Origin of the sequence: Lactobacillus sp. 23-2 (assembly GCF_044902225.1) — a bacterium.
Lineage (GTDB): Bacteria > Bacillota > Bacilli > Lactobacillales > Lactobacillaceae > Lactobacillus > Lactobacillus absianus.
The window spans coordinates 141,512-168,036 of sequence record NZ_JAOQBX010000002.1 but is presented as its reverse complement, the minus strand read 5'-3'; the positions used below and the strand labels follow the sequence as shown (position 1 = coordinate 168,036).

The following is a 26,525-nucleotide window of genomic DNA, read 5'->3' as shown; positions in this document are numbered from 1 at the left end:
GGTACACCAGACGATGTGGTAATTGAGGTTGTATGCGTAGCCTCGTCCATGGATGGGCTCATCATTCCTGAATTCGTATTTAACTATATGAGTTGCACCTTCTTCCAGCGATTTCAGTTCTTTAGCTATTTATATTATATCGCATACCGAACTAATGTTCACGTGTTAAAGCAAAAAAAGAGGGCGATTCAACTCGGCATTGAAATGCCAAGTTTTCTCGCCCTCAACGTAATAAAGCAAAGAAGAGATGGTGATAAGGATCAGCTCCTCTTTGCTTTTTTTGCGCGCTTTTTTCTTTATCTGCTGGCGTTTTTTATAGGCGCTGTTATTTTTCTTCACTTTGTTAAATTAAGCTTAAAAAGTTATTTAAGTAAATTATCATGATTATCTCTTGCACATGCTGGTAAGATGGCTTATTGTTTAAGCAAAGGAAATTTTTGCTTGCTCATCCAGGCAGAAGGATATAATTATTTTTTAACATTTGTGTGATATCAACGCGGTTCGCGTTAGGAGGCTTACATATGAGTAGAAAAGTAGCTGTCATTGGTTTAGGTCACGTTGGTGCGACTGTCGCTTTTACCCTGTTCACGCACGCGATTGCGGACGAACTGGTCTTGTTGGACAAGAACGAGAAGAAGTGTGAGGCCGAATGGGGCGACTTGCGGGACACTTTGGCCAGAAACGACTACTACGTCAACGTTAAGTGGGGCGACTGGAACGAATTGAAGGATACTGACGTCGTAATCACTGCCTTTGGTGACGTCGCTGCCACCATCAAGACTGGCGACCGTTTCGCGGAATTCCCAATCAACACCGCCAATGCCAAGGAAGTTGGCCAAAAGATCAAGGAAACTGGCTTCAACGGCGTCATCATCAACATCTCCAACCCATGTGACGTGGTTACTTCCATCTTGCAAAAGGTCACCGGCTTGCCAAGGAACCAAGTCTTCGGGACCGGGACCTTCTTGGACACGGCCAGAATGCAAAGAGTGATCGGCGAAAAGTTCGGCCAAGACCCGCATAACGTTGAAGGCTACGTTTTGGGCGAACACGGGTCAAGCCAATTCACGGCCTGGTCAACCGTCCGCATCAATAACCGCAGCGCGATGGACCTCTTCAGCAAGGAAGAGCGTGACGTCTTGAGCGACGTGCCAAACAAGAACTCAATGAAGGTTGGCTTTGGCAAGGGCTACACCTGCTACGCCGTTTCAACTTGCGCGGTTCGTCTGGCTCGGGCCGTCTTCTCCAATGCCCACTACTACGGCCCAACCAGCTGCTACGTTGAATCCGTTGGTACCTACATCGGCTACCCGGCCGTCGTTGGCAAGGACGGGATCGAAGAAGTCTTCGAACTGGACTTGAACGAAGACGAAAAGAAGCGCTTGAACGCTTCAGCCGACAAGCTGAAGACCAACCTGGCCAAGCTGGGGCCTGAATACCTTGGCTAAGGCCGGGAAATAAGTCCAAATGTCAAATATCAAAGATAAGGCTGTCCGAGAGGGCAGCCTTATCTTTGACTGTTTCTTCTTAAAGCAGTTTGATAGGAGCTGAGCAAAGAAAGTGCTATACTAAAGTAAGTTACAAAAAGTTAGTAAAACCAGTGAGCAAAGGAGCAATAAATGAGCGCGAAGAGCTTGACTGATACCTATGTGTTGAACAACGGGGTTAAGATTCCTGTTGTCGGTTTTGGGACCTGGCAGACGCCAGATGGCGAAGTTGCCAAGGCGTCCGTTGAAGCGGCGATCAACGCCGGCTACCGCCATATTGACACGGCTGCTGCCTATGGCAATGAAGACAGCGTCGGCGAGGGGATCAAGGCCAGTGGCGTCAACCGCCACGACTTGTTCGTGACGACCAAGCTGTGGAACGATGATCATGGCTATGAGGCCGCTAAAAAGGCGATCGATGCCAGTTTGACCCGGCTGGGTCTGGACTACGTTGACCTCTACCTGATTCACTGGCCAAATCCAGTCGGCTTCCGCGCCAACTGGGCCCAAGCCAACGCTGAAAGCTGGCGGGCCATGGAAGAAGCGGTCAAGGCCGGCAAGATCCGGGCAATCGGCGTATCCAACTTCCGCCAAAAGCATCTGGATGAACTGCTGAAGACGGCAGAAATCAAGCCAGCCGTCAACCAGATCTATTTGAACCCGAGCGACCTGCAAGCCGAGGTCGTGGCCATGAACGACCGGCTGGGCATCTTGAGTGAGGCCTACAGTCCGCTGGGGACTGGCGGCATGCTGGGCAATGAGACGGTCAAGCAGGTGGCCGCGGCTCACGCGAAGTCTCCAGCCCAGGTCCTGATTCGCTGGTCGCTGCAGCACGGCTTCCTGCCGCTGCCAAAGTCAGTCCACCCGGAATACATCAAGGCCAACGCTGACGTCTTTGACTTTGCCCTGACGGCGGCTGAAATGAAGACCTTGGACGGCCTCCACGGAGTCAGCGGCCTGGCAACTGATCCAGACACGACTAATTTCTAGAAAAAATAGCTATCCGGGCAGACTAATGGCCAGGCTTAAAAGCTTGGAAAATAAGCTTTGTCAAAAGCAGGGGCGATGAAAGCCCGTGCCTAGTGGCTTTAGCCAGACAAAACTGGCCATGAATCCAGTTCGTTCCACAATACTAGATATTGTGTTTCACACCAGCAATGCTACTATATAAGCAGAAAATAAACAGGCGTCCGCGGCAAGAACTTGCCCAAGTGCTTGGAAGGAGTGAGAGATGAGCGAATACCCGGACCGCTGGTCCAAGAATCTAAATCCTAATATCTAAAATTTATATCCTAAAATCCTAAACTATTACTAATCCATTTACTATACAAAATCCATAAATCCAAAAAGAAAGGCGTTCCCTGATTATTCAGGAGCGTCTTTCTTTGTGTACAGTTAATGATTATTGCTACTATCTTACGCTTTATTTGCCGCTTTGGCTACATATTTCCTGGGAAATATTATTGTTCTTCAGCAATCCAGGCCTGCCAGACGTCAGGGGCATAGCCGGCGACGGCCTTTTTGCCGTTTCTGACGATCGGCTGCTTGAGGACTTGCTGCTGGTCCAGGACTTTAGCAAATTTTTGCTCTTCAACCAGGTACTTGAGCAGGATCAAAGTCTTTTGGTCCCGGGCTTGGTCGTCAATCAGCCGGTCCAGGCCGCCAACGGCGTTGACGACGCTGGCCAGCTCGCCTTTGGAGAGACCTTTTTGCTTGGCGTCGATAAATTGAAATTTGATCCCGCGTTCTTTGAAGAAGCGTTGGGCCTTTCTGGTGTCCGCGTTTTTCTTGCTGCCAAAAATCTGAATGTTCATGCTCGCTTTCCTCTATCTTGCATCTTGCTAATCTGCCTGGGTCTATCTTAGCATATTCTTTCTGCCGCATGCAAAAAGCCAGCTGGCATAGCGCCAGCTGACTTTCTGGAATTTCAGTTTTAGCTTTTAATGGATAAGTTTAAAAGTGTAAAAGTGTAAGTTTGTAAAGTAATGTAAGTAATTTTTAAGTAGATTCGTTGTAAGAAAATCTGTAAGTTCTAAAAGGGATTCCTTAAAAGTGATTCAGGCTTAGCCTTCAACCTTTACAGGAGTTTCAGCTTCCTTGCCTTCAACCAATTCAAGGTTGTTGTCGAAGGCCTTAACTACCATGTTGCGAACAGCGTGAGTAGTGTAGAAGGCGGTGTGTGGAGTTACCAGAACGTTTGGACGAGCGATCAGGTCAGCCAAACGTGCGTCTGGGAATTCCTTGCCTTCCCAGTCTTCGTTGAAGACGCCAACTTCGCCTTCGTAAACGTCCATTACGTAACCGAAGACCTTGCCTGAGTCCAAACCACGGATGATAGCGTCAGTGTCTACCAGTGGACCACGTGATACGTTAACGATAACGACGTCTTGCTTCATTTCAGCGATTGACTTGTCGTTGATCATGTGAACGTTAGCTGGAACGTCAGGAACGTGCAGAGAAATGACGTCAGCTTGCTTGTACAAGTCGTCAAGTGAGTCTACGTAGTAGCCCTTCTTTTCCAGTTCTGGGTTCTTGAAGATGTCGTAAGCGATAACCTTAGCGCCAAAGCCTTCCATGATCTTCATGAAGACTTGACCGATGTGGCCAGTACCTACAACACCAACAACTTGGTCGCGAACTTCACGGCCGATGGTTGGTGCCCAACGCAAGTCGTGACGAGCAACCTTTTCGTCCATGCGCTTGTCTTGACGAAGAATGCGGGCAGCTTGGATAGCAGCGTGTTCTGCGATGGCGTCTGGTGAGTAAACAGGAACGTTAGTGATTTGGAAGCCAAGTTCCTTAGCCTTAGCCATGTCGATGTTGTCAACACCAACGTTACGAAGGCTCATCTTAGTGATGCCGTTGTCTGCCAAAGCTTGCAAAGTTTCAGCAGTGTAGTCGAGTTGTTGGTAAACAACAACACCGTCAGCACCCTTAGCCAAAGCTGCAGTTTCAGGGGTCAACAGCTTGTCAGTGTATTCAACTTCAACGTCCTTGTGAGCGTCTTCCCATTCCTTCAAGAATGGCTTTTCATCTTCACGAATTGCATAAGCAAAAATCTTAGTCATTATTTTCCCTCCATTATTCTTGCTTTGTCATTGATAATAATAACACAAAAATGTGAAGGACAACACTAAAAACCGACCGCGTGAACAAGATAATTTGATTGAAAGCGCTAAACAGCAAGGGAGACAAGATGTTTTTTTGAAGTGAAAGAATTATCTTTCACAAAGGTAAAAATCCTTTTTCGAATACAGGCACCTTTGAAAAGAGACGAGATTTTCAGAAAGCGAGGCATTCATAAGATAATTTTAACAGTTCAGGAAATTTTCCTTTGCCGTTAAGCGATGTTCGCCGGAGATGGTCCCGTCCTTGACTTGTTCTTGCAAAAAATCGATCATTTCTTCTGTATTGTAAGCTAGTGAAGCTGGTATACACCCGTGACCGGCAATTGCAAATTTTAATCATGATTGTTAATAAAAAAAGCTTTTTTTACCCAGAAGTCCGATAAACTGCTAGACTAAATTACAAAAAATGAAATCGAGGAAAAGCGATGACAGCACAACAAATTATTCATGACCCCATGACTTTGGCCCGCCCGTCTGCTCCGGCAGGCAAGGCGGACTTGCCGGCGGCACAAGACTTGCTGGATACTTTGGTCTACCACCATGTAGAGCGGGATGGTCTGCCGGCAGCTGCGGGTCTGGCGGCCAACATGATTGGCCAAAGCAAGGCAATTATCGCCGTCTACGCGGGCTTTTTGCCAATGGTCATGATCAATCCGAAAATCATTAAGCAAAGCCGGCCTTATTTGGCAACGGAGGGCTGCCTGTCTTTGAGCGGGGAGCGGCCGGTCCGCCGCTTTGAAGAAATCACCGTATCCTATCAGGATATGCGGCTGCAGGCGCATACGCAGAACTTTACCGGCTTTATCGCGGAAACCATTCAGCATGAAGTCGATCACTGCCAGGGAATCTTAATTTAATTGGCAAATTGCCGATAAAAAGCCAGACCACGCGAGGGAAGCGGGTCTGGCTTTTTTGAAAAATTATCTGGAGGGGCAGTGCACTATTTGCCTGACAAGTAAGAGATCGGCTTTTGGACTTCGACCTTGGTGCCGGAGTACTTCTTGCTGATCCATTTTTGGATGTTCTTGTTGTGGTAGAGCTTAACCAGTTTCTTGTATTCCTGCTTGTTTTGGTTCTTCTTGGCGGTAGCCAAAACGTTGATGTTGTTCTTGGTGCTCTGGTCGATCTTTTCATGATAGATGGAATCGGTCAAAACGTTCAGGTGGCCGGTCAGGGCAATGGTGTTCCCGATCAGCACGGCGTCAACGGACTTGATGACGCGTGGGCCAGTCGTGTCGTCGATCAGCTTGAACTTGAACTGCTTTGGATTGGCGGCGATGTCGTTCACGTTGCCATTGGCGTCGTTAAAGTCCTTCTTCAGCTTGATCAGTCCCGCGCTTTGCAAAAGCAGGAGGCCGCGGGCTTCATTGGCAGCGTTGTTGGCCAGGGCGATCGTCGCGCCCTTAGGCAGGTCCTTAACGCTCTTGTACTTGGAAGAGTAGATCCCCATTGGCTCAAGGTAGGTCGTGCCTAAAGCCACCTGGGTGCCGGCATTGTCCTTGGACTTGTTGTAGGCCTGCAGGTAGGCCCATGAGGCAAAAGCGGAAACGTCAATGCTGCCGTCCGAAGTGGCCCGGAGGAGGCTAGGGCCGTCCGTGAAGGACTTGACATTGATTTTTAAGCCCAGCTGCTTGGCCTCCTTGGTCTTGGCGATGTGCCGCCAAACGTTGACGTCTGGGCCGATCGAGCCAATGGTGATGGTGGTGCTGGACTTGCCGCTTGGCTTGCTGCCAGGGCGGAAGCTGATAAAAGCAATGATGACCAAAGCGACTACGGCGATGGCCGCGATCAAGCGGTTTCTCTGTTTCTTTCTCATGGAGCTGCCTGCCTTTCTAATACTTGGCTAATCTTCGACCACGTGGCGCGCGAATGGGTCGTCGCTGATGCCTTGCTTCAGGATGTCGTTGCACCATTCTTTGGCGGTGAAGAGGGAGTGGTCGCGGTAGTTGCCGCAAGTCTTGATGGTAGTGCCGGGCACGTCTTCCCACTTGATCTCGTCGCGGATTTCCTTGAGGGAATCGCGCAGGGCCCGGGCAACTTCAGTGCTTGAGTGCTCGCCCCAAGTGATCAGGTGAAAGCCCGTCCGGCAGCCAAACGGGGAACAGTCGATGACCCCGTCCAAACGGTCGCGCAAGAGGCTGGCCAAGAGGTGTTCAATGGTATGAAGGCCGCCGGTTGGAATCGCGTTTTCGTTCGGCTGCACCAGGCGCAGGTCGAAGTTGGAGATCTTGTCTCCCTTCGGGCCTTCTTCAACCGTAATCAGTCTGACGTATGGGGCCTTAACCTTAGTATGATCCAATTCAAAACTTTCAACTTTAGCCATGATAATCGCTCCTTTGTTTTTATCTTGTAAAAAATGTTTTTGCTGAATGGCCAATGATTGAACGGGGATTCCGGCAATAAAAAAGTCCCTGGATGAATGTTCATCCAGGGACGCCGTCAGCGTGCTACCACCCTTTGTTCACCACTTGCTCGCGCAAGCAGCCTTGCTAAGTACGGCCGCTGAAAAGCGGATTATACTCGGATGCGCTATCGGGCATCAAGCGCAAGAAGCTTGCCGGTGGCTCGCCTCTTGGCAGACTCAAAGACCATTTTCACCGGGGCCTCTTCAGCGCCTCCCACCTAACGCGCCTCTCTGGGGAAGAGTCTGACCGGTTACTTATCTTATCTTCGTCTCTCGTTCTTTCATTTTTTAATCATAATATAATAATTGAGTGAGCCTGTAAAGAGAAATCGCCCAAAAAGTTAAAAAAACTATTTTGGCTGCTTGCGCTGGTCCTTATGCCTAAGTGCTTTCTTGAAGGCCGTCCGCGGGTGCGGGGCCAGGTCTTGCAGGGTCTCGTAGCCCTGCTTTTGGAAGGAGTCGAAGATGCCATCGATGATCTTGGCCCGGCTGGCCAGGGAGATGCTGCTGAGACTCCGGTCCAGCCAGCGGTGGAAGGACTTGGAGTCTGGGGCCGTGTCCGCGGCTTCAACGACTTGTCCATCCTTGATCTGCCAAGACAGCAGGTCGTGCTGCCAGATGCCCTTGGCCGTGCTCTTGACGATGGTGGCTGGATATTGCCGGGGCTCAAAGATCTGGCCGACAATGTCGTATTCGGGGATGAAGCGGCGCACTTTGGCTTTGGGAAAGGTCAGTTCCGGGAAGAGGTCGGGGCAAAGGCCCGGACCATCAAAATCATCCAGGCGCAGGACGCGCTCGCGCTCATTTTCGGGCAGAAGCTCACAAGCGTAGAGGGCCAGGTTGCCGCCCTTGGAGTGGCCGCCAACGTAGACCATGCCGGTACAGTCGCGGATCTCCGCGCGGACATAGGCCAGCGCGGCTTCTTGTCCGCTGGTCCGGTCGAAGGCCGTGATGAAGTTCTCCTTCCAGCCAACCAAGCTGGTGTCGGTGCCGCGGAAGGCAATATAGCGGTCTCCGCCCGGCAGCAGGAAGGTCATGCCGGCAAACTGGGTTTGCGCGGCAGCGTTGACCACGGAAATGGCCCGGAGGATGATCAGCGGGGCAAAGCGGCGGTTTGTGGCCAAAGCCTTGATGAATGGATAAAAGGCGGCCGGATCGCCTAAGCCCATCGTCTTGATCTGATCCTGGGCAAGGAGTTCCTGGCAGATGCTGCCCAAAGTCCGGCCAGCGATTTTGCCGCTTGGGGAAAAGTCCAGGTAGCAAAGCTCAGAAAAGACCATGCCGTCAGGCACGGTGACCGCGAGGCGTGGCAGGTCATGAGTTTGCCGCCATTCAAGATAAGTGGTCAGATTGCTTCCGGTTTCCATCGCGTTTGCCTCCTTTTTGCCTCAAGAATAGCATTTTTGCTGCTTTTAGGGGCAAAAATTGCCTGGGAAATAAAAAAACGGTCTCCAAGAATGGAGACCGTTTGGCAGATCATCTTCGTGCAGACTAGGCAAAGTTGTCTTGCAGGTCCTTGACGCTGGCTTCTGACAAAATGGTGTAGACTGACCCCTTGATGCCCTTGGAATCTTCCAAGCTCATGTCAACGCTCTTTTCGCCGTTGGCGGCATCGCTCAAGGCCAAGCCGAGCAGCTTGTAAGGCGTTGAAGTTGGGTCTGGTGAGAAGTAGATGCGCTTCTTGCCGTCATTGACTGAGGTTTCAGTGTAGACATAGACTTGTGCCGGGTTAGTCTTAACATCCAAGTTCAAGTCGCTGCTGTCAACCTTGTTCAAAGTCAGCAATTCGTAGTGATCAGCAATATGGCCGCCCATGCGCTGGTAAATGTCCAGGAATTTCTTGGCCTTGTCCGGGTCAACTTCGCCGAAGTCAATGTTAGCGGCGTTTTCTTGCACCAGTGACAATACGAGCAGGTGGTTGTTGTCGTGGTCATAGTAGACGCTGAAGTTCTCAACGCCGCCTGGCCAAGCAGCCTTGCCCTTTTCGTAAGGGGTAAAGAAGACGCTGCTGTCGTTCTTGACTACCAAGTGGTTGTTTCCGTCAACGGAGTCCAACTTAATGACAGGCATTGGCGGAATGTAGCCTTCGTGCTGGCGTTCCTTCCACAAAGCCCGTTGCTTCTTCTTTTCATTGCGGGAATTGATGAAAATGATGATCCCCGCGACAATGATGATCAGTAAAAGTATCAAACCCATAGTTGTCTAAACCTCCAGTTGTTGTCACCTTTTCCGCACATGAAAAGATGCTTTTATGAGTAATATGTTAAAACTTTTCTCCCTTACTTTGCAAGAGTAGATGTCATGTTTATCATTTAATTTTACTACAAATCCGATATTTGGCAATGTTTGCCCGGCTTCGGGGCCAGGGTGGCAGGATAAAATTCACATATTTTTAAGCCTGTCCGGAGGCCTGGCTTCGTTTCTAAAGAATAGTTGGACTTTTAATGCTAAAAGTTAGTTTTCAGTCCGCGATTGCTAGTTGTGGTGCTTGGAAATGCTCTCTTTCAGAAGCTCGATGTATTTTTCGGCAGTCGGCGACAGGTGGTGGTGGCGGTTGATGATATAGCCGATCTGGATGTATTCATCATAGGCCAGGGGACGGGCGATGATCTGGTCCCCGTTTAAGTCGGCGTTGATGATCCCGGAACTGATCGTGTAGCCGTTCAGGCCAATCAGGAGGTTGAACAGGGTGGCGCGGTCGCTGACCATGATTGACTTTGGCGACTTGCGGTCGGCCAGGGTCTCCTCCCAGTAGTAGAAAGAGTTGTGCTTGCCCTGGTCATAGGCCAGCTTGGGGTAGGGAAGGAGGTCTTTTAAGCGGATGAGCTTCTTTTTGGCCAAAGGGTGGCTCTTGCAGAGGAAGACGTAAGGGCTGGTCTTGTAGAGCGGGAAAAAGAGCAGGTCTTTTTCACTGAAGACCCCTTGCAGGACCTGGTGGTTGTACTCGCTCAGATAGACAATGCCAACCTCGCTGCGGAGGTTGGCCACGTCATCGATGGCATCGTAGGTCTTGGTCTCCTTGAAGGTGGCCTGGTAGTCGTCCTTGCCGATCTCCCGGAGCAGGTGGACGAAAGCGTCAACGGCAAAGGCATAGTGCTGGGCCGAGACGCTGAAGATCTTTGGGGCGGAAGCATCCTCATGGTAGCGCCGGTCCAGCAGGTCAACCTGGTCCAGGATCTGCCGGGCGTACTGCATGAATTCCTGCCCGTCGTCAGTCAAAACCACGCCCTTGCTGGAGCGGGCCAGGATGGTGATGCCCACGTCCTTTTCCAGCTGCTTGATGGCATTGGAGAGGGTCGGCTGGGCAATAAAGAGCTCCTTGGCGGCCTGGGTCATGCTGCCGCTTTCGACGACTTTTTCCAAATAACGTAATTGCTGAAATCGCATTTTCGTCCTCCCATAGCTAAAATCTATCGAGTGCCGCTATAAATAGCTATTTCAAATATAGCTGAATCTGGCATATACTTGCAAGCAACAAGTCATTAAGAAAAAATTAAAGCTTTTTACAGCAAAGCGAAATCAGCATTGAGAGCATCTCAGGAGGAATTGATTATGTCAGAAAAGAACTTATTGCGCTACGACATCGTTGGCAGCTTCTTGCGTCCAGCAGAATTGAAGGAGGCCCGCGCCAAGTTCGCGGCTGGTGAAATTGACCAGGCTGAATTGAAGCGGGTAGAAGATGAAGAAATCCGCAAGCTGGTGCCAAAGGAAAAGGCCGCTGGCCTCAAGGTGGTCACTGATGGGGAATTCCGCCGCTCATACTGGCACCTGGACACTTTCTGGGGCTTTGGCGGCGTGGACCATGTCCAAGCTGAGCACGGCTACTTTTTCCATGGGGAAGAAACCCGCCGGGACGCGGCCAAGGTCGTTGGCAAGCTGACCTACGAGCCAGGCCACCCAGACGTTGAAGCCTTTAAGTTCTTGAAGGAAGTGGCTGACGAAGTCGGCGGCGTCGCTGTCCGGCAAAGCATTCCAGCGCCAGCCCAGCTGTACTGCGAATTGATCTGCCGCAATGAAGAACTGATTGCCGCGACTGACGCCGTTTACCCGGACCACGCGGAATTGGCCAAGGATGTCTCCAAGGTTTACCACGACCTCATTCAAGACCTGTATGACCACGGTGCCCGCGACGTCAAGCTGGACGACTGTACCTGGGGCGTCTTGTGCGACGACGAATTCTGGCCGGCCTTCTCAGAAGGCGGCCGCCTGAAGCGGGAAGAAATCCTCCAGCTCTACAAGGAGATCAACGAAAACGCCTTGGTCGGCCTGCCGGCTGACCTCCGCGTCTCAACGCACATCTGCCGCGGGAACTACGACTCTCACTGGGCAGCCCAAGGCGGCTACGCTCCAGCCGCGCCATACGTCTTCAAGGAAAAGGGCATCGACGCCTTCTATCTGGAATTTGACGACGACCGTTCAGGCGGCTTTGAACCGCTTAAGGAAGTCCCAGCCGACAAGGAAGTCGTTTTGGGCCTGGTTACCAGCAAGAAGCCGGACTTGGAAGACCCAGAGCGCTTGAAGGAAAGAATCAAGGAAGCCGGCGAATTTCACCCGACGGCTGCGTCTGCCTTGAGCACTCAATGCGGCTTTGCCTCAACTGAAGAAGGGAATCACCTGACTGAAGACCAGCAATGGGCCAAGATCAAGCTGGTCATCGACACGGCCAAGGAAGTCTGGGGTTAATTTTTGGTAAGAAAAGACTCAAAGATAATTTGAATAAAAGTAATTAGCGTCCTTTTCGCAAGAAAAGGGCGTTTTTTGCTTGAAAAAAGCAAAATTTATAAAAACGTTTCCAGAAAAGGCTTTGCTAATCTATAATATGAACTGTGAAAAGCTTGTGATTAAGTTTTATTGATAGATTTAGAGGAAACGAGGCAATTAGATTGAAGAAATACGCATTCGGTGTAGACATTGGCGGTACGACCGTAAAGATCGGCTTGTTTGAAACCAACGGGCAATTAGTTGAAAAATGGGAAATCCCAACCAGAAAAGAGGACAATGGGTCACAAATTCTGCCGGACATCGCGGCTTCCCTGGCGGGCAAGCTGTCAGGCCGCGGCATCAGCAAGGATGAAGTTGAAGGGATCGGGATCGACGTTCCTGGTCCAATCCTGCAGGATGAAATCGTGAACAAGTGCGTCAACCTTGGCTGGGGCGTGCTCAACGTGGCTGCCGAAGTCAAGAAGCTGACCGGCATCGATGAAGTCAAGGTAGCCAACGACGCCAACGCGGCCGCTTTGGGCGAAATGTGGAAGGGCGGCGGCGAAAGCCACAAGAACGTCGTCATGGTGACCCTGGGCACTGGCGTTGGCGGCGGGATCATCCTCAATGGGAAGATTTTGCCAGGCAACTTCGGGGCTGCCGGTGAAATCGGCCACATGACCATGAACCTGGATGAAGACCAAGCCTGCGGCTGCGGCAAGAAGGGCCACTTGGAGCAATATGCTTCAGCAACTGGGATTGCCCGCAGAGCCAAGGAAGTCCTGGCCGACAGCGACAAGCCATCCAAATTGCGTGAGATCGAAAATCCAGACGCCAAGGCAGTCTTTGACGCGGCCAAGGAGGGCGATGAGCTGGCTTTGGAAATCGTGGACTTTGTCGGCCGGACTTTGGGCTTAGCCCTGGCAACCATCTCCTGCGTGGTTGACCCAGAAGTCTACGTTATCGGCGGCGGCGTGTCCAAGGCCGGCGAGATCTTGACTGATGCCGTGAAGAAGTACTTCGTCAAGTACGCTTTCCACGCTTCAGAAGGCACGGAATTCGCCTTGGCGGAACTGGGCAACGATGCCGGCATGTACGGCGCGGTCAAGATGGTTATCAAGGACTAAGCTGACAAAAAAGGGGTTTTGGAAAAACTCTAACGAATAAAAAAGGCTTCTAGAAGTGTAAAACTTCTGGAAGCCTTTTTATGTATCTTAAATCACAGCAGAGAGCTGGTTCCCGATTTACAGTTGAACCTGCGCCAAGGTTTCACTCATCTTGGCAGCAGAAGCAAGCATTTTCTGCTTTTCGTCGTCCGACAATTCTAGTTCCAGCACATGACTGATCCCTGAGCCGTTGACGATGCAGAGGGTGCCCAGGTAAAGCTCTTCAGCAATCCCATATTCCCCGTTGATTGGCGCGGACAGCGGCAAAACCAGGTCTTGGTTTTCCAGGATGGCAGCGACGATCTTGGCCAGCATCATTGCTACGCCGTAGTAAGTTGCCCCCTTCTTGGCGATGATTTCGCCGCCCTTTTGGCGGACGATTCCTTCAATCTCGTCCAAGGTTTCCGGAGTGATTTGCGGGTAGTCCAAGAGCCGCTTGCCGTCGGCGTTGGCGCCAGAGAAGTTTTCAAAGCTGGTATCCCCGTGCTCGCCCAGGACCCAGGCGTTGATTTTTTCAACGGGCAGGTTCAGGCGGTTGGAGATTTCGACCCGCAGACGGGCGGAGTCCAGGGAGGTCCCAGTCCCCAAAACGCGGTTCTTCGGGAAGCCGGACAGCCTTTGGGTCAGGGTCGTCAAAATGTCAACCGGGTTGGCGGAAACGACAAAGACGCCGCTGAAGCCGGACTTGACGATTGGATCTACGATGCTCTTCAAGATCCCGACGTTCTTTTGTACCAGATCCAGCCGGCTTTCACCCGGCTTGCGGGGCACGCCGGCAGTGATCACGACCACGTCCGCGTCCGCGGCATCGCTGTACTCGCCAGCGTAGATATTGGTGTGGCCCGTAAAGCAGGTCACGTCCTCCAGATCCAGACTGTCGCCGACTGCCCGGTCCTTGGCGATATCACAGATGACCAGTTCGTCGACTTGAGTAGTTTGCAACAGGTCGTTGGCAAAGTTGGAGCCAACGGCTCCATCGCCAACTAGCAAGACTTTTTTACTCATATTTTTTCTCCCTTCGTTAGGCATGGTGCATTGGTGAAATTGCTTACTCAAATTATAACGTAGTGTAAGCTTAATTGCGCCCAGGACCACAAAAAAACGCAGCCAGGAGAGCTGCGTTTAATGTGATGTGATAAAACTAAGTTCGCTTAAAGCGACTTAAGCGGGTTTATGGCACGAGTGATAGGAAGGTTCGCGCCAACCGCAAATGTGATGAGTAAGGAAAAAATAAATTCTGTCATTTTTCAGACAGGAACCGAAAAAATGTTGAAATACATATTCTATATGCTAGGCCATTCACCAGACGTGCTGCTTGCCGAAATAAACAAGTAACATAATCGAAAAGCAAAAGGGGCAAGCGGCCGCCTGGGTTCTGGTAGTTAAGAGTCTTGCTCATAAGTCCGGCCCGTGATCAGGAGATGATTGATGGGTCTGCCTCATGGACAAAGATACGGAAAATTATGGCGACTGAAGGAGAAAAAATGAGAAAAATAATTTAGTCGCATAACTTTCGAGTATCATAGTACGCCGGTTTATCTAGAAAATCAAAATAATTCATGACTTTTTTGAAAATTTAAAAGCGAGTCGAGTTGCAAACGCTTTTTTCATCTAGTGGGTAAAAGTTTTTAAAGTGGAACGGACCAATTAATTAAAGGTTGCGATCAGCTGCTGGCTTGGTCAAAAAATAGTAAATCAGTTGGCCAGCATGGTAAAATTAGAGGAAACGGCATTTCGGAGGAAAGAAAAAATGAAAAGATTTTGGCAAGGAACCGTCCTGCTGGCAGCACTGCTGCTGACCGGCTGCCAGCAAAAAAACGTCAGCAGCCAGCAAAGGCCAAGGGAGACGGCGGCCCAAAAAGCGGCCAAGAAGCGGAAATTAGCGGCCCAGAAGGCACGGATCTACATCTATAAGGGAAAGATCAGCACCAGTGACCAGAAGCAGCTGGACAAGCTGGACGTGGCCGCTTTTGGAGACTCAGTGATGAAGGGCTGCGCGCCAGCCTATCAGCAGCTATTTCCAAAGATTTCGATCGACGCGCAGGAATCCCGCCAGGCCTCGGCCTTGCCTGGCTTGGCTGCGGGGCTGCCAGCCAGCAAGAAGCTGGTCTTGATTGGCCTGGGAACCAACGGCTACCTGGAAAAGTCGACCATCACCCAAACCGTCAAGGAGCTCAAGGGCCGGGAAATCTACTGGATCAACAACAATGTCGACCGTGACTGGGAGGAAAGCAACAACGAGCTGATCGCGGAAGCTGCCAAGAAGTACAAGAACGTCCACATGATTGACTGGAAGAACGCGTCCATGGACCATGATGAGTGGTTCGCTGACGGCATCCACCCGACTGAAGACGGGATCAAGGCCATGACAACCCTGGTGGCCAGGACGATCCTCGTTGATGAGGGGCTGAAGAAGTTCTAGGGGCAGTTTTTTTACAAATTTAAGTTCGTTAAAATTTTTCACAAATGAAATTTGGCTGCAGCAAGTGGTGAAAAAGGCATAGTGGCGCGCTTTGGCGCTGGTTGATAGACAGAGCCTATTAAAATAATGCTCACTTTTCCCTTGCGAAAGCGCTTAACAGGTATACACTTAAATGAGTGCAGTTCTAAAAGGGAAGCACGAGAATCGGTGCGGTGATCCCGAAACCGCGCCAAAATAATGTAAGTGATAATTTCACAAAAGTAAGTTTTTAGCATTTTCTATCGCATGTGATAGAGTTCACTAGAACTATTGCCCATAAAAATACCCAACGCCTTCGCGTTGGGTATTTTTTGTCAGACCATCTTGTCTTCACTGATGTAATGCTTGTGGCAGTAAGATGAAACGAATTGCTCAAACTTGGTGACGGCTGGCGTCAGGAAGTGGTCAACCTTCTTGAGGACGTAGATTGGGTGGGTGTTGACCTCGTCTTTGATTGGCAAGACGGTGACCACCCTTGGATCAAGCTGCGGCAGGTGGGGAATAACCGCGACGCCGAAGCCCCAATGGACGAAGCCAATAATGGTATGGTCTTCAACGGCTTCCATGGCGATCTGCGGCGTCACGCCCGCGGACTGGAACATGTCATCCAGGCGCTGGCGCAGGCCGCTTTGCTTTGAGTAGTAGATCATCGGGTACTTGGCCAGGTCAGCCAGGGAGACGGCAGACTTTTGCGCCAGGGGATGGGAGTTTGGCACGGCCGCGAACATTTCCTGGTCAACCAGGTGGGCCGCGGAGATTTTTTCTATCTCGCCTGGGGTGGTTGGCATTGATGAAATTACCAGGTCCAGATCGTCGTTAAGCAACCGCTTGACCAATTCTTCGGTGGTGTCTTGGCTGTAGTCAAAAGTAATGCCGGCTGAGGAGTCTTCCTTGCGGAATTGGGAGATCAGTTCGGGAATCAGGTCCTGGCCCATGGTGAAGGTAAAGCCGATCCGGATGTGGCCGCGGTTGACGTCCAAGAGCTCAGAAATAAACTCTCCGCCCCGGTCCAGCTCGTCTAAGCTGGATTTGACGTACTTAAGGTAAATCTTTCCGTAATTGGTCAGGCGGATATTCCGGCCTTCTTTTTCAAATAAAGGCACGCCCAGCTCGTTTTCAATGCTGCTGATGGCGTAGGAAAGGGAAGGCTGGGAGATGCCCAGGGTCTCAGCCGCCTTGGCCATGTGCTCAGTCTTGGCCAGTTCTACAAAAAAGCGCAGGTGTCTAATATTCATGGTGGTCCTCCATGTGGGTCCGTATCGTTCAAATGTTAATCTCTAATGATGGAAATAATAGAATAGTTTAATCTGCTTCGCAAGTTTGATGCTTTTGTCACGAGCGGAGAAAGCCTTTGCAGACGGGCCTTTGCGCAATAAATAACTTGCACGCCCAGCTCGACATTTAGTAACAAATGTTCTTTAATCTTTTCTTAGAAAAGTATCATCTGGCACATGAGAGGAAGAAAACATGAACCTGTCCCAGACCACTACGCGCGAATATTTTGCCGGCTATTTGAAAGAATATTTTTTTTAGAAAAAAGAGTCTGGGAAAAACGCTAACGAATAAAAAGGCTTCTAGAAGTAAAAAACTTCTGGAAGCCTTTTTATGTATCTCAAATCACGGCAGAGAGCTGCTGAAGCCCAAAAGTACCCAACTGCGCTGATTTTTTGAAAGCTGGTTTCCGAAAAGTGCTCAACTGCCGCGTTTTTCCCACATCGATTGCCCAAATACAAAAAAGCTCATCTAAATTAGATGAGCGTCCTAAGACCTTGCCCAAAGTCAATGTTTTAGCTTAATGACTTGTGCAACAGCTTCCGGTAAAGTGGCCGTTCGGCTTCGGGGATGCCCAGTAGATCCATCGCCCTGTCGGGAGTCAGGCTCGCAGATTTAATCAGGCTGATAAGATTGTGCGTAGTCACCTTTTTGGTGGTTTCTTTTGAAACTTCCCTAGTGACTCTTTCAGTCGTTTCTTTGATTGCCCGGTCGACTCTGACTTGGGTGTAAGGGTTAAGTACTTTGGTCATGTTGGTCACCTCATCTTCTTTGCGTTCGTTCAGCATGTTAGCTGCTTCTTCAAAAACTTGACTTCCGGACATGGCATTCATCATGTCCAAGACCAGCTGCAGATCCTCAACCGTTACATCTTTAGCGCTTGGATGATATTCTTCACCAGCATTGGTTTGCACGAAATATTCCGCGACGTAGAAAAAAGCGCTCTTGAACCGGTTGTTGATTTCCTGCTTAGACAGGTCGCTGATTCTGAAAAAAGCCTTGATTTCGTAGTCACTGATCAGTGGCCGCATTTCTTTAGGCAAAACTTGCATATTGATGTTTTCCCGCAAGCTCCGGCTGTAGTTCCAGGCTTCTTTCCCGTAGTATACCACCACTGTGAGCACGGGATAGAGTTCTTTGCTTTTGGTAAGCTGGTAGCGGTAAGCCGCGGCATCGTAGCTCATTACCCGCGCGGCCATGTTCTTGTCCGGCCGGGTCTGGTTTTCAATGCCAACGAGCAGGATTACGACTTTTTGGGACCCAATCGTCAACAGTTTGGCAACATCGCGATCCTGGCTGTGGATCTTGCCATCAGCCTTGTAGATGCTGGTCGTATTCGTGTCCTGCAGCATTTCCGCCTTGATGACCTGCTTTCCCTTAAAAATGAACCCGTTCAGCACGTCGGCAAAAATTTCATTTTTGCCTAGCAAAGTCTTTTGGGCCATATCGTTGCTGCCATGAGTGCGGCCTCTTTGGTAAGTTGAATAACCAGACTTGGCTCTTTGGCCGCGCCTGGCATGTAGATTTCGTTTCGGCATGGTTTCTCCGTTTCTAGAAGAGAAGAAAGTCCCTTCACTTACTAATACGAAAAAAATGCCGAAAATTTTTTGGAAAATTGCTAAAATTTTTGCGATTGTCGGTTAAAAGCTTACCGAATTTCCTCCTGCAGCTCGGCTTTTTGGAAGGCGGTGATCAAGTCCTGCAGGGCTGGGGTGATCTTGACCCCGTGCTTGGTCGCGATAAAGTAGGTAATTCGCAATTGGCGGGGGTCTAAAGGATACAGGTTGATCGGCAGGTGCTGGAGCCGTTTCAGGATGCTGGCTGAAGAAACCGTGAAGCCAACCCCGTTGACGGCCAGGTTGGTTGCCGTGATGATGCTGTTGGACGACATCCGCACCTCAGGCACGACGCGGAAGTGCTGGAAGAGCCCGTTGACCTGGTGGCGGATGGCCGACTCCCCATTGCTCAGCACGAATGGCTGCATCAGCAATTCCTTCAAGTCATAGCTGCCTGGCTCCAAAATAAACTGATCCTTAATGTAGTACTTGGAATTTTGCGGGATGACGATGTAGTAGACCTCGCCGCCGTTGATCCGGGCATCAAGTCCTTGGGCCAAGGTTTCCGGCGTCTGTCCCATGTAGCAGTCGACTTGCTCGTTAAGCAGGCGCTCCTCGCTGGCATGCGGGAAGCCTTCAGAGATCTGGATTTTGACCTGGGGATGCTTTTCCAGAAAAGCTGGCAGGATCTTCGGCAAAAGGAAGGTGCCTAAGCTTTCCAAGATCGCGATGCGGATGACTTCCTGCCCGCCGCTGGCAAAACGCTCCAGCTCATTTCTTAGGTGGTGGCGCTGGGCGGAAATGTTTTCTAAATACTGGTAGTAGATCTGTCCGGATTCAGTCAGCGTGAAGGGCACCTTGTCCCGGTTGATGATCGTCGTGCCCAGCTTCTTTTCCACCCGCTTGATCAGCTGGGTCAGGTAGGGCTGGGAAATGTACAGGGACTCCGCGGCTTTGGTGAAGTTGCTGGCCTTGAGCAGGGTTTCCAGGTAGTTGAGCATGGTGTCAGGATCGTTCATGATTTTTTCTCCTTATTTTTTCACTGTGCTCTTAACAATAACATAAATGTTATCGCGTGATAATAGTAAAAGTCTTTTGCAAAAAATAGCCGGTCTAGTACAATTAGCATGTAAAAAGAAAGCGATAACATTAAGAGCGTATAAGCAAAGAAGGAGACATCAACATGTCAATGAAATCAGGTATTTACAAGGTTAAGGCCAAGGGCCACGGCTCATCATTCATGCCAATGGAAGTTACTATCAAAGACGACAAGGTAGCTGACATCACGGTTGACTCAGCTGGCGAAACCAGCGGGATCGCGGACGAAGTCTTCAAGCGTCTGCCAAAGGCCATCGTTGACGGCCAAACTTTGAACGTTGATGCTGTTTCCGGCGCCTCAATCTCTTCCAAGGGGGTTATCGACGGGGTTGCGGAAGCGATCACCGAAGCCGGCGGGAATGCAGAAGAATGGAAGCAGCGCGCTAAGCCTGCTTCAGCAGCCGCTAAGGACGAAGAATACGACACTGACGTGGTTGTCATCGGTGCCGGCGGTGCTGGTCTGGCAGCCGCTACCCGGTCAATCCAACACGATAAGAAAGTTGTTATCCTTGAAAAGTTCCCACAACTGGGCGGCAACACTGCCCGTGCCGGCGGTCCAATGAACGCGGCTGAACCTGACTGGCAAAAGGGCTTCAAGGCTCTGCCAGGGGAAAAGGAAACCCTGAAGGAACTGGCTGAAACCCCAACCAGCGAAATCGACCCAGAATACGTTGCCGACTTTGAAAAGCTGCGCGACCAAATCAAGGCTTACCTGGAATCAGGTGAAGACTGCCTCTTTGACTCAGTTTTGCTGCACGAAATCCAAACTTATCTGGGCGGCAAGCGGGTTGACTTGAACGGCAACGAAATTCACGGCAAGTACGAATTGGTAACGACTTTGGTCAACAACGTTCTGGACTCAGTCAAGTGGTTGACTGACCTGGGCGTCAAGTTCGACCGCAATGACGTGACCATGCCGGTTGGGGCTCTGTGGCGCAGAGGCCACAAGCCAGTTGAGCCAATGGGTTTTGCCTACATTCACATCCTTGGCGACTGGGTTAAGGTACATGGGGCAACCGTTTTGACTGAAACCCGGGCAAAGCACCTGATCGTTGAAGACGGCAAGGTTACTGGCGTAATCGCTGAGAAGACTGACGGCTCCAAGGTAACCGTTCACGCTAAGAGCGTCATCCTTACGGCCGGCGGCTTTGGCGCCAACACCAAGATGGTGCAGAAGTACAACACTTACTGGGAACACATCGACGACGACATCGCGACGACCAATTCTCCAGCCATCACTGGCGACGGGATTGCCTTGGGTGAAGAAGCTGGCGCTGCCGTGACTGGCATGGGCTTCATCCAATTGATGCCTGTTTCAGACCCAGTAACTGGTGAATTGTTCACTGGCCTGCAGACGCCACCTGAAAACTTCATCATGGTCAACCAAAAGGGCAAGCGTTTCGTCAACGAATTCGCTGAACGCGACACTTTGGCCAAGGCTGCAATTGCCAACGGCGGTTTGTTCTACCTGATCGCTGACGACAACATCAAGGCTACTGCCTACAACACCACGCAAGAATCAATCGATGCCCAAGTTGAAGCCGGGACTCTGTTCCGCGACGACACGCTTGCCGGCTTGGCAAAGCAAGTTGGCATGGACCCAGAAGTCTTGACCGACACCATCAAGAAGTACAACTCATATGTTGATGCCGGCAACGACCCTGAATTCCACAAGAGCGCCTTCCACTTCAAGTGCGAAAAGGCACCGTTCTACGCTACTCCACGCAAGCCAGCCATCCACCACACGATGGGCGGTCTGGTAATTGACACCAAGGCACATGTCTTGGACAAGGAAGGGCACGTGATCTCTGGTTTGTACAGTGCTGGTGAAAACGCCGGCGGCTTGCATGCCGGCAACCGTTTGGGCGGCAACTCACTGGCTGACATCTTCACCTTCGGCCGGATCGCGGCTGACACGGCCAACGCTGAACACCCAGCCGTTGACGCGGCCAGCGGTGCCTCCCAGCACTAATTTTTGATAAAAAAGGAAATATAGGGAAAATTAGCTAGGGGAAAAATCATGTTTTACAAGAGCCACTTTGGCACCATTTTGACCACGGTTTTGTCCATGTTCATGGGCGTGGTCATGGCCTGCTTCATCATCTTTTTGAACCATCTGCCATTCAACTGGGTCAACCTGTTTGAACTGACCGCGGAAATCAGTTTGATCGTGTTCGTCTGCAGTCTGTTCATCCCTTACAACGCGTGGGGTGACTGGTTCGCGGGCTTGTTCCACCTGAAAGAGGGCAGTCTGGCTTTCAAGCTGGTTCAAGGCATCATTCCATCTGTCGTCTTGAATTCAGCCAACACCTTCATTTGTACGGCGGCAAGCATCTTCTACAATGAAGCTATTCCAAAGGCAGCCCGCGTGAGCGTCTACCTGGATGGCTGCAAGAAGGCTTGGTTCCCATGCTTTGTGGTCTCCTACATCGCATCATTTGCCGCCGTTTGGCTGGGATCCAAGGTAGCTGAAAAGTATGCCAAGTAAGTTTTAGTTTGTAATGTAAGCAAGGATTCGTTGATAGAATTTTTGCAGCGAAAGTCATGGACCATTGGATAGGGCCCTTGGCTTTTTTGTTCTTTGGCCAAGGTAAAAAATCTGACTTTTTGACAAAATAAAGCATTTTTTAATAAAAGCGTCTGGATGAAAGCGCTATAATAAAAGGCGCGAGAAAGAAGAAAAGCAAATCGAAGAAACGTTATTCAGATAAAGGAGAAAATCTATGGCACATTTTAGCAAAGACTTTTTGTGGGGCGGGGCAACCGCGGCCAACCAGATCGAAGGCGGCTATGACGAGGCTGACCGAGGCCTCTCAATCAGCGACGTAACGACCGAAGGCGGCTTGGATCACCCAAGAATGGTGACCTACATCGACAAGGACGGCAAGCCAGGCGAATTCGTTTCAATGCCAGGCGCGACCGACTTCCCGGAAGGGTCAACTCCAGCCGTTCTGCCAGACCGCTACTACCCTAACCAAATCGCGATCGACTTCTACCACCACTACAAGGAAGACATCAAGTTATTTGCTGAAATGGGCTTCAAGGTCTTCAGAATGTCCATCTCCTGGTCCAGAATCTTCCCAACCGGCGAAGAAGAAGAGCCAAGCCGCGCTGGCCTGGACTTCTACCGCAGCGTCTTTGAGGAGCTGCACAAGTACGGCATTGAGCCAATGGTCACCATCTCCCACTACGATGACCCGCTGCATCTTTCAGTGAAGTACCATGACTGGTCAGACCGCAAGATGATCGATCTTTACGTCCGTTACGCGACGGCCTTGTTCAAGGAATACAAGGACCTGGTCAAGTACTGGCTGACTTTCAATGAAATCAACTCCAGCCTCTTAATGCTGAACGCTTTTGGCGGCAATGGCACTGACGAGCAGTTCCGCCACGCTTACCAAAAGCTGCACTACCAATTCGTGGCCAGCGCCCGCGCGGTCAAGATCGGTCATGAAATCAATCCTGACTTCCAAATCGGGAACATGATCTGCGGCATCGTCGACTACCCGTATACTCCAGACCCGAAGGACATCCTTTTGAACCGGCACACTTGGGAACAAGACATCTTCTACTGCTCAGACGTGCAGTGCAAGGGCAAGTACCCAACCTACGCTAAGCGCCTGTGGGCTGAACATGACGTCCACCTGGACATCACTGACCAGGACAAGCAGGACCTGCTGGCGGGCAAGGTGGACATGTACACCTTCTCTTACTACATGTCCAACGTGGTCACGACCCACGACGCGGATGACAAGGTTGGCGGCAACTTCGCGGCCGGCGTCCGCAACCCTTACCTGAAATACTCCGAATGGGGCTGGGCAACTGACCCAACCGGCCTGCAGTACTTCCTGGAAATGATGTACGACCGGTACGAACTGCCAATGATGGTCGTTGAAAACGGCTTGGGTGCCAAGGACAAGATCGAAGACGGCAAGATCCACGATGAATACCGGATCGACTACCTCCGTCAGCACATCGAAGCCATGGACAAGGCGATCGCGAACGGCGTTGATGTCCGGGCCTACACGACCTGGGGCTGCATCGACGAAGTTTCCGCCGGTACGGGCCAGATGTCCAAGCGCTACGGCTTCATCTACGTTGACCGTGACGATGAGGGCAAGGGGACTTTGAAGCGGATGAAGAAGGACTCCTTCGAATGGTACAAGAAGGTCATCGCGTCTAACGGCGAAGACCTGGATTAAGCACGAAAAACAGCAAAAAATGAGTCTAGGAAAAACTCAATGTCATTAAGTCAAGTTTATCAATGATTTTACGGGCAAGCGAATGTAGGAAAAAAGGCTTCCAGAAGTTTTTTACTTCTAGAAGCCTTTTATATTCGTTAGAGTTTTTTCCCAGACTCATTTTGGTATGCTGATTTTCTTGCTGCCTTATTTGTTAACGACTTCCCCGCGCCAGCCGGCAATGTCCCAGTCGGTGAAGTCGTAGTCGAGCTTCTTGCCGTAGACCTTTTCATAGCAGGCTACTTTGAGGGCATAGTCCTTTTCCATCATTTCCGTGGCGTTGGCATTGACGCTCTTGGTTGGGTCAGGATAGATGACGCCAAGCACGTGGACGACGTAGCGGGTCTGGTAGAAGTTTGGATCCTTTTTTTCCAGCTTTGGCAGCTCCTGGATCTCGATAAAGGTCGCGATCACCGGCACGTTGCACTTGGCCGCGAAATAGTAGGCCCCGCGCTGGGGCTTGCGCGGCTTGCGGTAGTTCCACCACATTTCCTGCTCAGGGAAGATCAGGACCCAGTGGTTGCGGTTGAAAGCGTGGCTGAGATGGTGGACGAAGTCCCGGCCTAAGTAGTTGGGACTCTGCACCAGGGGAATGGACCCCATGTTGGTCATAATGTAGCCAAAAAATCCCGGCAGCTTCAGGTTGGTGTCTTCAATCACGATCTCCATCTTTTTGTGGGCTTGATTGGCCACGCGGTTGACTGCCAGCGCGTCGATCTGGTTGAAGTGGTTGGCCGTGATGACGGCCCCGCCCTTAGGCATGCCCTTGAGCTTATCGATGCCTTCAACCTTGGTTGAGGCTAAAACGGTCTTGGTGACCGCGTTGATGATGCCCCGGCCCAGCAGGCCGTTGAGCTTGGATGAAAGCTTATCGCGGTCTTGCCAGAAGCCCTGAACCAGCTGCAATTGCTCTTGGGCAGTCATTTCCGGGTCGCCGATTTCAGCTTTGGCCGTAAAGTCGCGCTCGTTGGCGTTCTTCTTGATGTTTTGAATGACGGCCAGGCGGTTGTCGCCAATGATCATATCTTGCCTGTTCCTTTCTGTCTTTGCTTATTTGCGGCTTTCAGCCTAAAGGGTAACTGTTTCTGATTGTTTCACGTGTAACCAATTGTTGGGGTCATTCAGCATTTCCTTGACCCGGCCCACCATGACGTCCATTTTGGCCACTTCTTTTTGCCGGTCTTCATCGCTGAAAGCGGCCAGTTCCTGCTTCAGCTCGTCATAAAAGACGGTTTCCTTGGCGCTGTCCCAGAAGTAGCGCTCATACTTGGTATGCTCGAAGTGCCATGGCTTGTAGAAAAGATTGTAGTGAATCATGCAAGGGTCAGCCATTTCCGGGTCAACGTCATTTGGCATGGCGTCCCATCTTGGGTCCAGGTACTGGATCTGGCCTGAGCAGATTTCATTGATGTAGTCCTGGTCCGGGGCAATGGAATTGAAGTGGTATTTGCCCAAAAGGTAGAAGAACTTGTCCAGGAATTTCTTTTCCCGCAGCTGCTTGGCGTCCATGACCAGCATGCCGGAGTTGATGTAGCTGTCGTTTGGCAGGCCCAGCACGTCTTTGATGTAGACCTGCAGCGGCTTGACGTATTGAATTGAGCCGTCACGGCAGGCCCCGATCAGCTTGCCGTCCAGGTCCTGCTCGTACAAGCCGGCAATGTCGGCGTTCAAGACCGTGTCGCTGTCAATGTAGACCAGCTTGTCGTATTGCGGGAAGAGGTCTGGAATGAACAGGCGGTAGAAGATGGACAGGGTGAAGAAATCGGCCCGCAGGAAGTTTTCCTTCCGGTCCTGGATTGGGGCCAGCTGGTCTTCGCTCATTTCATGGAACTCGATATGGACATTGCTGCGGCTATAGGCACCCAGAGCGGCGCGGTGGTCGGCAGAGAGGCCCTGGTGCAGGAAGACGACCGTGTAGTCCTTGGCTGGGTCACTGAATTTGACCAGGGAATTCAAGGATACTGCCGCGTAGGGCGTGAAGTCGTCGCTGATTGAGTAAAATACTGGAATAGTCACGTTGAGGCTCCTAATCTAGCAATATTTAATTGCATAACTTTTTGTTTTTTATAACTCACTAAATTCGTTTTACGGATAAATACATTATACTATCTATCTGATTTTTTGGAAAAAACAAAAAGCCTCCTCTGTCGAGGAAGCTTAAACTGGCTTGCTTACAGCTGCGGCTCCAGTTCCAGGAACTGGTTCAAGATGTCGTCATACTCGTGCAGGCCCAAGACGCTGTGGACCCGGTCCACGTCCCAAGGCTTGACGGTTTGGGTGCGGAAGTAGGGGAAGAAGCGGAAGGTGGTCGTGAAGTGCTGGATCACCGTGTCCTCCTGCAGGCGGTACTGCTCATTGTAGCGCCGCGGGGCAAAGCGCTTCTCCTTGGCCAGCTTGTTGATGGCGGTTTGGTCTGGCAGGAACATCTTCTTGAATTCCATCAGCCGGCGGACGCGGGCAAAGAGGCGGGTCCGCTTGATTTCCGGCATGTTCAGGAGCAGAACGCCAGAGTTGATGTAGTCAAAGGCCTTCTTTTGGTTGTGGAAGAAGAAGCGGCCAAAGTAGTCCAGAACCCCTACCAGTTCGGTACCAGTCAGGTCTTGCTGGTAAAAGTCGTCGAGCGGCCGGCGGATGATGACGTCATCGTCCAGGTAGAGGACGCGGTCAGGAATTGCCTCCAGTTGGTCCGCGTATAGCCGCAGCATGGCATAAGGGGTAAAGCGGGTCCCCATGTTGGCCGTCGGCGGCTCCTGGATGAAGTTGAGCGTGCAGTCGATCAAGTCTAGGCTGCTATTTGGATTGGCCGCGGTCAAAAGGGACCGGATCAAGGCTGCCGCGTGCTTGGAAAAAGGCCGGTAGTGCTTGGCCTTTGACTTGGCCCGCATGGTCAGGATATAGACGTGGAGCTCCTTGCCCTGCTCCGCTTTCAGCAGGGACAGGACCGCGATCAAGACTCCGCGCTCAGCATTGTGGTCGCCGCAAAACATAATATTCATGCTAATCCCTCCTCT

General features: G+C 51.0%; 24 protein-coding genes. 10 read left to right on the top strand and 14 right to left on the bottom strand.

From position 1 onward, the window contains the following. From OCH80_RS01705 to OCH80_RS01695, 3 genes are all read left to right on the top strand, one after another. Nucleotides 1–384: hypothetical protein (locus OCH80_RS01705; RefSeq protein ID WP_404537391.1), on the top strand; the 384-nt coding region annotated here is incomplete at its 5' end. Nucleotides 385–521: 137 nt separating this feature from the next. Continuing rightward, nucleotides 522–1,448: an L-lactate dehydrogenase gene (locus OCH80_RS01700; RefSeq protein WP_154549185.1), complete on the top strand. Its 927-nt coding sequence runs from the start codon at nt 522–524 to the stop codon at nt 1,446–1,448. 171 nt (nt 1,449–1,619) lie between these two features. Further along, nucleotides 1,620–2,477 (top strand): aldo/keto reductase, encoded by an 858-nt coding sequence (locus OCH80_RS01695; protein WP_404537389.1) that lies wholly within the window; start codon nt 1,620–1,622, stop codon nt 2,475–2,477. A gap of 470 nt (nt 2,478–2,947) precedes the next feature. On the opposite strand, the gene OCH80_RS01690 is transcribed toward OCH80_RS01695, so the two are convergent. Together OCH80_RS01690 and OCH80_RS01685 are read right to left on the bottom strand one after the other, a co-directional pair. Then, complete coding sequence (locus tag OCH80_RS01690; protein ID WP_404537387.1) at nt 2,948–3,301, bottom strand: arsenate reductase family protein; 354 nt, start codon at nt 3,299–3,301, stop codon at nt 2,948–2,950. Between the two features lie 249 nt (nt 3,302–3,550). Further along, the gene (locus tag OCH80_RS01685) at nt 3,551–4,555 is read right to left on the bottom strand and encodes a D-2-hydroxyacid dehydrogenase (protein ID WP_154549187.1); all 1,005 of its coding nucleotides are present in this window, start codon (nt 4,553–4,555) and stop codon (nt 3,551–3,553) included. Nucleotides 4,556–5,040: 485 nt separating this feature from the next. Here OCH80_RS01685 and OCH80_RS01680 point away from each other — a divergent pair, with 485 nt between their 5' ends. Next, nucleotides 5,041–5,472 carry a peptide deformylase gene (locus tag OCH80_RS01680; protein ID WP_404537385.1) on the top strand — a complete coding sequence of 144 codons (432 nt, stop codon included), beginning with the start codon at nt 5,041–5,043 and terminating at the stop codon, nt 5,470–5,472. Nucleotides 5,473–5,555: 83 nt separating this feature from the next. Here the strand turns inward: OCH80_RS01680 and OCH80_RS01675 are convergent, their stop codons facing one another. The 5 genes from OCH80_RS01675 to OCH80_RS01655 all read right to left on the bottom strand — a co-directional run bounded on the left by OCH80_RS01675 (nt 5,556) and on the right by OCH80_RS01655 (nt 10,406). Further along, complete coding sequence (locus OCH80_RS01675) at nt 5,556–6,431, bottom strand: MetQ/NlpA family ABC transporter substrate-binding protein (RefSeq protein WP_404537383.1); 876 nt, start codon at nt 6,429–6,431, stop codon at nt 5,556–5,558. Nucleotides 6,432–6,458: 27 nt separating this feature from the next. Further along, nucleotides 6,459–6,938 carry an S-ribosylhomocysteine lyase gene (locus tag OCH80_RS01670; protein ID WP_302187695.1) on the bottom strand — a complete coding sequence of 160 codons (480 nt, stop codon included), beginning with the start codon at nt 6,936–6,938 and terminating at the stop codon, nt 6,459–6,461. A 431-nt stretch (nt 6,939–7,369) separates the two neighbouring features. Beyond that, a complete protein-coding gene (locus OCH80_RS01665) occupies nt 7,370–8,386 on the bottom strand; it encodes an Mbeg1-like protein (protein ID WP_404537381.1) in 1,017 nt (338 codons plus the stop codon). A 124-nt stretch (nt 8,387–8,510) separates the two neighbouring features. Beyond that, nucleotides 8,511–9,215 (bottom strand): hypothetical protein, encoded by a 705-nt coding sequence (locus tag OCH80_RS01660; RefSeq protein ID WP_404537379.1) that lies wholly within the window; start codon nt 9,213–9,215, stop codon nt 8,511–8,513. Nucleotides 9,216–9,494: 279 nt separating this feature from the next. Further along, nucleotides 9,495–10,406 carry a LysR family transcriptional regulator gene (locus tag OCH80_RS01655; protein WP_404537377.1) on the bottom strand — a complete coding sequence of 304 codons (912 nt, stop codon included), beginning with the start codon at nt 10,404–10,406 and terminating at the stop codon, nt 9,495–9,497. 165 nt (nt 10,407–10,571) lie between these two features. Here OCH80_RS01655 and OCH80_RS01650 point away from each other — a divergent pair, with 165 nt between their 5' ends. Next, entirely contained in the window at nt 10,572–11,702 is a 1,131-nt protein-coding gene (locus OCH80_RS01650) for a 5-methyltetrahydropteroyltriglutamate--homocysteine S-methyltransferase (RefSeq protein WP_404537375.1), read from the top strand. 200 nt (nt 11,703–11,902) lie between these two features. Next, nucleotides 11,903–12,847 carry an ROK family glucokinase gene (locus tag OCH80_RS01645; protein ID WP_404537373.1) on the top strand — a complete coding sequence of 315 codons (945 nt, stop codon included), beginning with the start codon at nt 11,903–11,905 and terminating at the stop codon, nt 12,845–12,847. 117 nt (nt 12,848–12,964) lie between these two features. Here the strand turns inward: OCH80_RS01645 and OCH80_RS01640 are convergent, their stop codons facing one another. Next, nucleotides 12,965–13,891, bottom strand: a complete 927-nt coding sequence (locus tag OCH80_RS01640; protein WP_404537371.1) for an L-lactate dehydrogenase — start codon at nt 13,889–13,891, stop codon at nt 12,965–12,967. Between the two features lie 745 nt (nt 13,892–14,636). On the opposite strand from OCH80_RS01640, the gene OCH80_RS01635 reads away from it, so the two are divergent. Further along, nucleotides 14,637–15,308 carry a hypothetical protein gene (locus OCH80_RS01635; RefSeq protein WP_404537369.1) on the top strand — a complete coding sequence of 224 codons (672 nt, stop codon included), beginning with the start codon at nt 14,637–14,639 and terminating at the stop codon, nt 15,306–15,308. 353 nt (nt 15,309–15,661) lie between these two features. On the opposite strand, the gene OCH80_RS01630 is transcribed toward OCH80_RS01635, so the two are convergent. From OCH80_RS01630 to OCH80_RS01620, 3 genes are all read right to left on the bottom strand, one after another. Beyond that, entirely contained in the window at nt 15,662–16,582 is a 921-nt protein-coding gene (locus OCH80_RS01630) for a LysR family transcriptional regulator (protein ID WP_404537367.1), read from the bottom strand. A 552-nt stretch (nt 16,583–17,134) separates the two neighbouring features. Next, nucleotides 17,135–18,157, bottom strand: coding sequence for an Rpn family recombination-promoting nuclease/putative transposase (locus tag OCH80_RS01625; protein ID WP_404537365.1), 1,023 nt, complete (start codon nt 18,155–18,157; stop codon nt 17,135–17,137). 110 nt (nt 18,158–18,267) lie between these two features. Then, nucleotides 18,268–19,194, bottom strand: coding sequence for a LysR family transcriptional regulator (locus OCH80_RS01620; RefSeq protein WP_404537363.1), 927 nt, complete (start codon nt 19,192–19,194; stop codon nt 18,268–18,270). A gap of 170 nt (nt 19,195–19,364) precedes the next feature. On the opposite strand from OCH80_RS01620, the gene OCH80_RS01615 reads away from it, so the two are divergent. From OCH80_RS01615 to OCH80_RS01605, 3 genes are all read left to right on the top strand, one after another. Continuing rightward, nucleotides 19,365–21,245, top strand: a complete 1,881-nt coding sequence (locus OCH80_RS01615) for a flavocytochrome c (RefSeq protein WP_404537395.1) — start codon at nt 19,365–19,367, stop codon at nt 21,243–21,245. A gap of 48 nt (nt 21,246–21,293) precedes the next feature. Then, nucleotides 21,294–21,761 (top strand): hypothetical protein, encoded by a 468-nt coding sequence (locus tag OCH80_RS01610; RefSeq protein ID WP_404537361.1) that lies wholly within the window; start codon nt 21,294–21,296, stop codon nt 21,759–21,761. Nucleotides 21,762–21,996: 235 nt separating this feature from the next. Beyond that, nucleotides 21,997–23,475: a glycoside hydrolase family 1 protein gene (locus OCH80_RS01605; RefSeq protein ID WP_404537359.1), complete on the top strand. Its 1,479-nt coding sequence runs from the start codon at nt 21,997–21,999 to the stop codon at nt 23,473–23,475. A gap of 186 nt (nt 23,476–23,661) precedes the next feature. Here the strand turns inward: OCH80_RS01605 and OCH80_RS01600 are convergent, their stop codons facing one another. The 3 genes from OCH80_RS01600 to OCH80_RS01590 all read right to left on the bottom strand — a co-directional run bounded on the left by OCH80_RS01600 (nt 23,662) and on the right by OCH80_RS01590 (nt 26,510). Further along, nucleotides 23,662–24,537 carry a 1-acyl-sn-glycerol-3-phosphate acyltransferase gene (locus OCH80_RS01600; protein ID WP_404537357.1) on the bottom strand — a complete coding sequence of 292 codons (876 nt, stop codon included), beginning with the start codon at nt 24,535–24,537 and terminating at the stop codon, nt 23,662–23,664. 45 nt (nt 24,538–24,582) lie between these two features. Beyond that, nucleotides 24,583–25,530, bottom strand: coding sequence for a glycosyltransferase family 8 protein (locus OCH80_RS01595; RefSeq protein WP_404537355.1), 948 nt, complete (start codon nt 25,528–25,530; stop codon nt 24,583–24,585). A 155-nt stretch (nt 25,531–25,685) separates the two neighbouring features. Beyond that, on the bottom strand, nt 25,686–26,510 hold the full coding sequence (locus tag OCH80_RS01590) for a glycosyltransferase (protein WP_404537354.1): 825 nt from the start codon (nt 26,508–26,510) through the stop codon (nt 25,686–25,688). Nucleotides 26,511–26,525: the final 15 nt, after the last annotated feature.

Bases quoted from the DNA above. Each gene is read 5' to 3' on its own strand.
- OCH80_RS01600 (WP_404537357.1), bottom strand. From the start codon at position 24,537: ATGATCATTGGCGACAACCGCCTGGCCGTCATTCAAAACATCAAGAAG.
- OCH80_RS01620 (WP_404537363.1), bottom strand. From the start codon at position 19,194: ATGAACGATCCTGACACCATGCTCAACTACCTGGAAACCCTGCTCAAG.
- OCH80_RS01700 (WP_154549185.1), top strand. From the start codon at position 522: ATGAGTAGAAAAGTAGCTGTCATTGGTTTAGGTCACGTTGGTGCGACT.
- OCH80_RS01695 (WP_404537389.1), top strand. From the start codon at position 1,620: ATGAGCGCGAAGAGCTTGACTGATACCTATGTGTTGAACAACGGGGTT.
- OCH80_RS01670 (WP_302187695.1), bottom strand. From the start codon at position 6,938: ATGGCTAAAGTTGAAAGTTTTGAATTGGATCATACTAAGGTTAAGGCC.
- OCH80_RS01660 (WP_404537379.1), bottom strand. From the start codon at position 9,215: ATGGGTTTGATACTTTTACTGATCATCATTGTCGCGGGGATCATCATT.
- OCH80_RS01650 (WP_404537375.1), top strand. From the start codon at position 10,572: ATGTCAGAAAAGAACTTATTGCGCTACGACATCGTTGGCAGCTTCTTG.
- OCH80_RS01625 (WP_404537365.1), bottom strand. From the start codon at position 18,157: ATGCCGAAACGAAATCTACATGCCAGGCGCGGCCAAAGAGCCAAGTCT.
- OCH80_RS01615 (WP_404537395.1), top strand. From the start codon at position 19,365: ATGAAATCAGGTATTTACAAGGTTAAGGCCAAGGGCCACGGCTCATCA.
- OCH80_RS01640 (WP_404537371.1), bottom strand. From the start codon at position 13,891: ATGAGTAAAAAAGTCTTGCTAGTTGGCGATGGAGCCGTTGGCTCCAAC.
- OCH80_RS01630 (WP_404537367.1), bottom strand. From the start codon at position 16,582: ATGAATATTAGACACCTGCGCTTTTTTGTAGAACTGGCCAAGACTGAG.
- OCH80_RS01635 (WP_404537369.1), top strand. From the start codon at position 14,637: ATGAAAAGATTTTGGCAAGGAACCGTCCTGCTGGCAGCACTGCTGCTG.
- OCH80_RS01610 (WP_404537361.1), top strand. From the start codon at position 21,294: ATGTTTTACAAGAGCCACTTTGGCACCATTTTGACCACGGTTTTGTCC.
- OCH80_RS01590 (WP_404537354.1), bottom strand. From the start codon at position 26,510: ATGAATATTATGTTTTGCGGCGACCACAATGCTGAGCGCGGAGTCTTG.
- OCH80_RS01665 (WP_404537381.1), bottom strand. From the start codon at position 8,386: ATGGAAACCGGAAGCAATCTGACCACTTATCTTGAATGGCGGCAAACT.
- OCH80_RS01680 (WP_404537385.1), top strand. From the start codon at position 5,041: ATGACAGCACAACAAATTATTCATGACCCCATGACTTTGGCCCGCCCG.
- OCH80_RS01685 (WP_154549187.1), bottom strand. From the start codon at position 4,555: ATGACTAAGATTTTTGCTTATGCAATTCGTGAAGATGAAAAGCCATTC.
- OCH80_RS01655 (WP_404537377.1), bottom strand. From the start codon at position 10,406: ATGCGATTTCAGCAATTACGTTATTTGGAAAAAGTCGTCGAAAGCGGC.
- OCH80_RS01605 (WP_404537359.1), top strand. From the start codon at position 21,997: ATGGCACATTTTAGCAAAGACTTTTTGTGGGGCGGGGCAACCGCGGCC.
- OCH80_RS01675 (WP_404537383.1), bottom strand. From the start codon at position 6,431: ATGAGAAAGAAACAGAGAAACCGCTTGATCGCGGCCATCGCCGTAGTC.
- OCH80_RS01690 (WP_404537387.1), bottom strand. From the start codon at position 3,301: ATGAACATTCAGATTTTTGGCAGCAAGAAAAACGCGGACACCAGAAAG.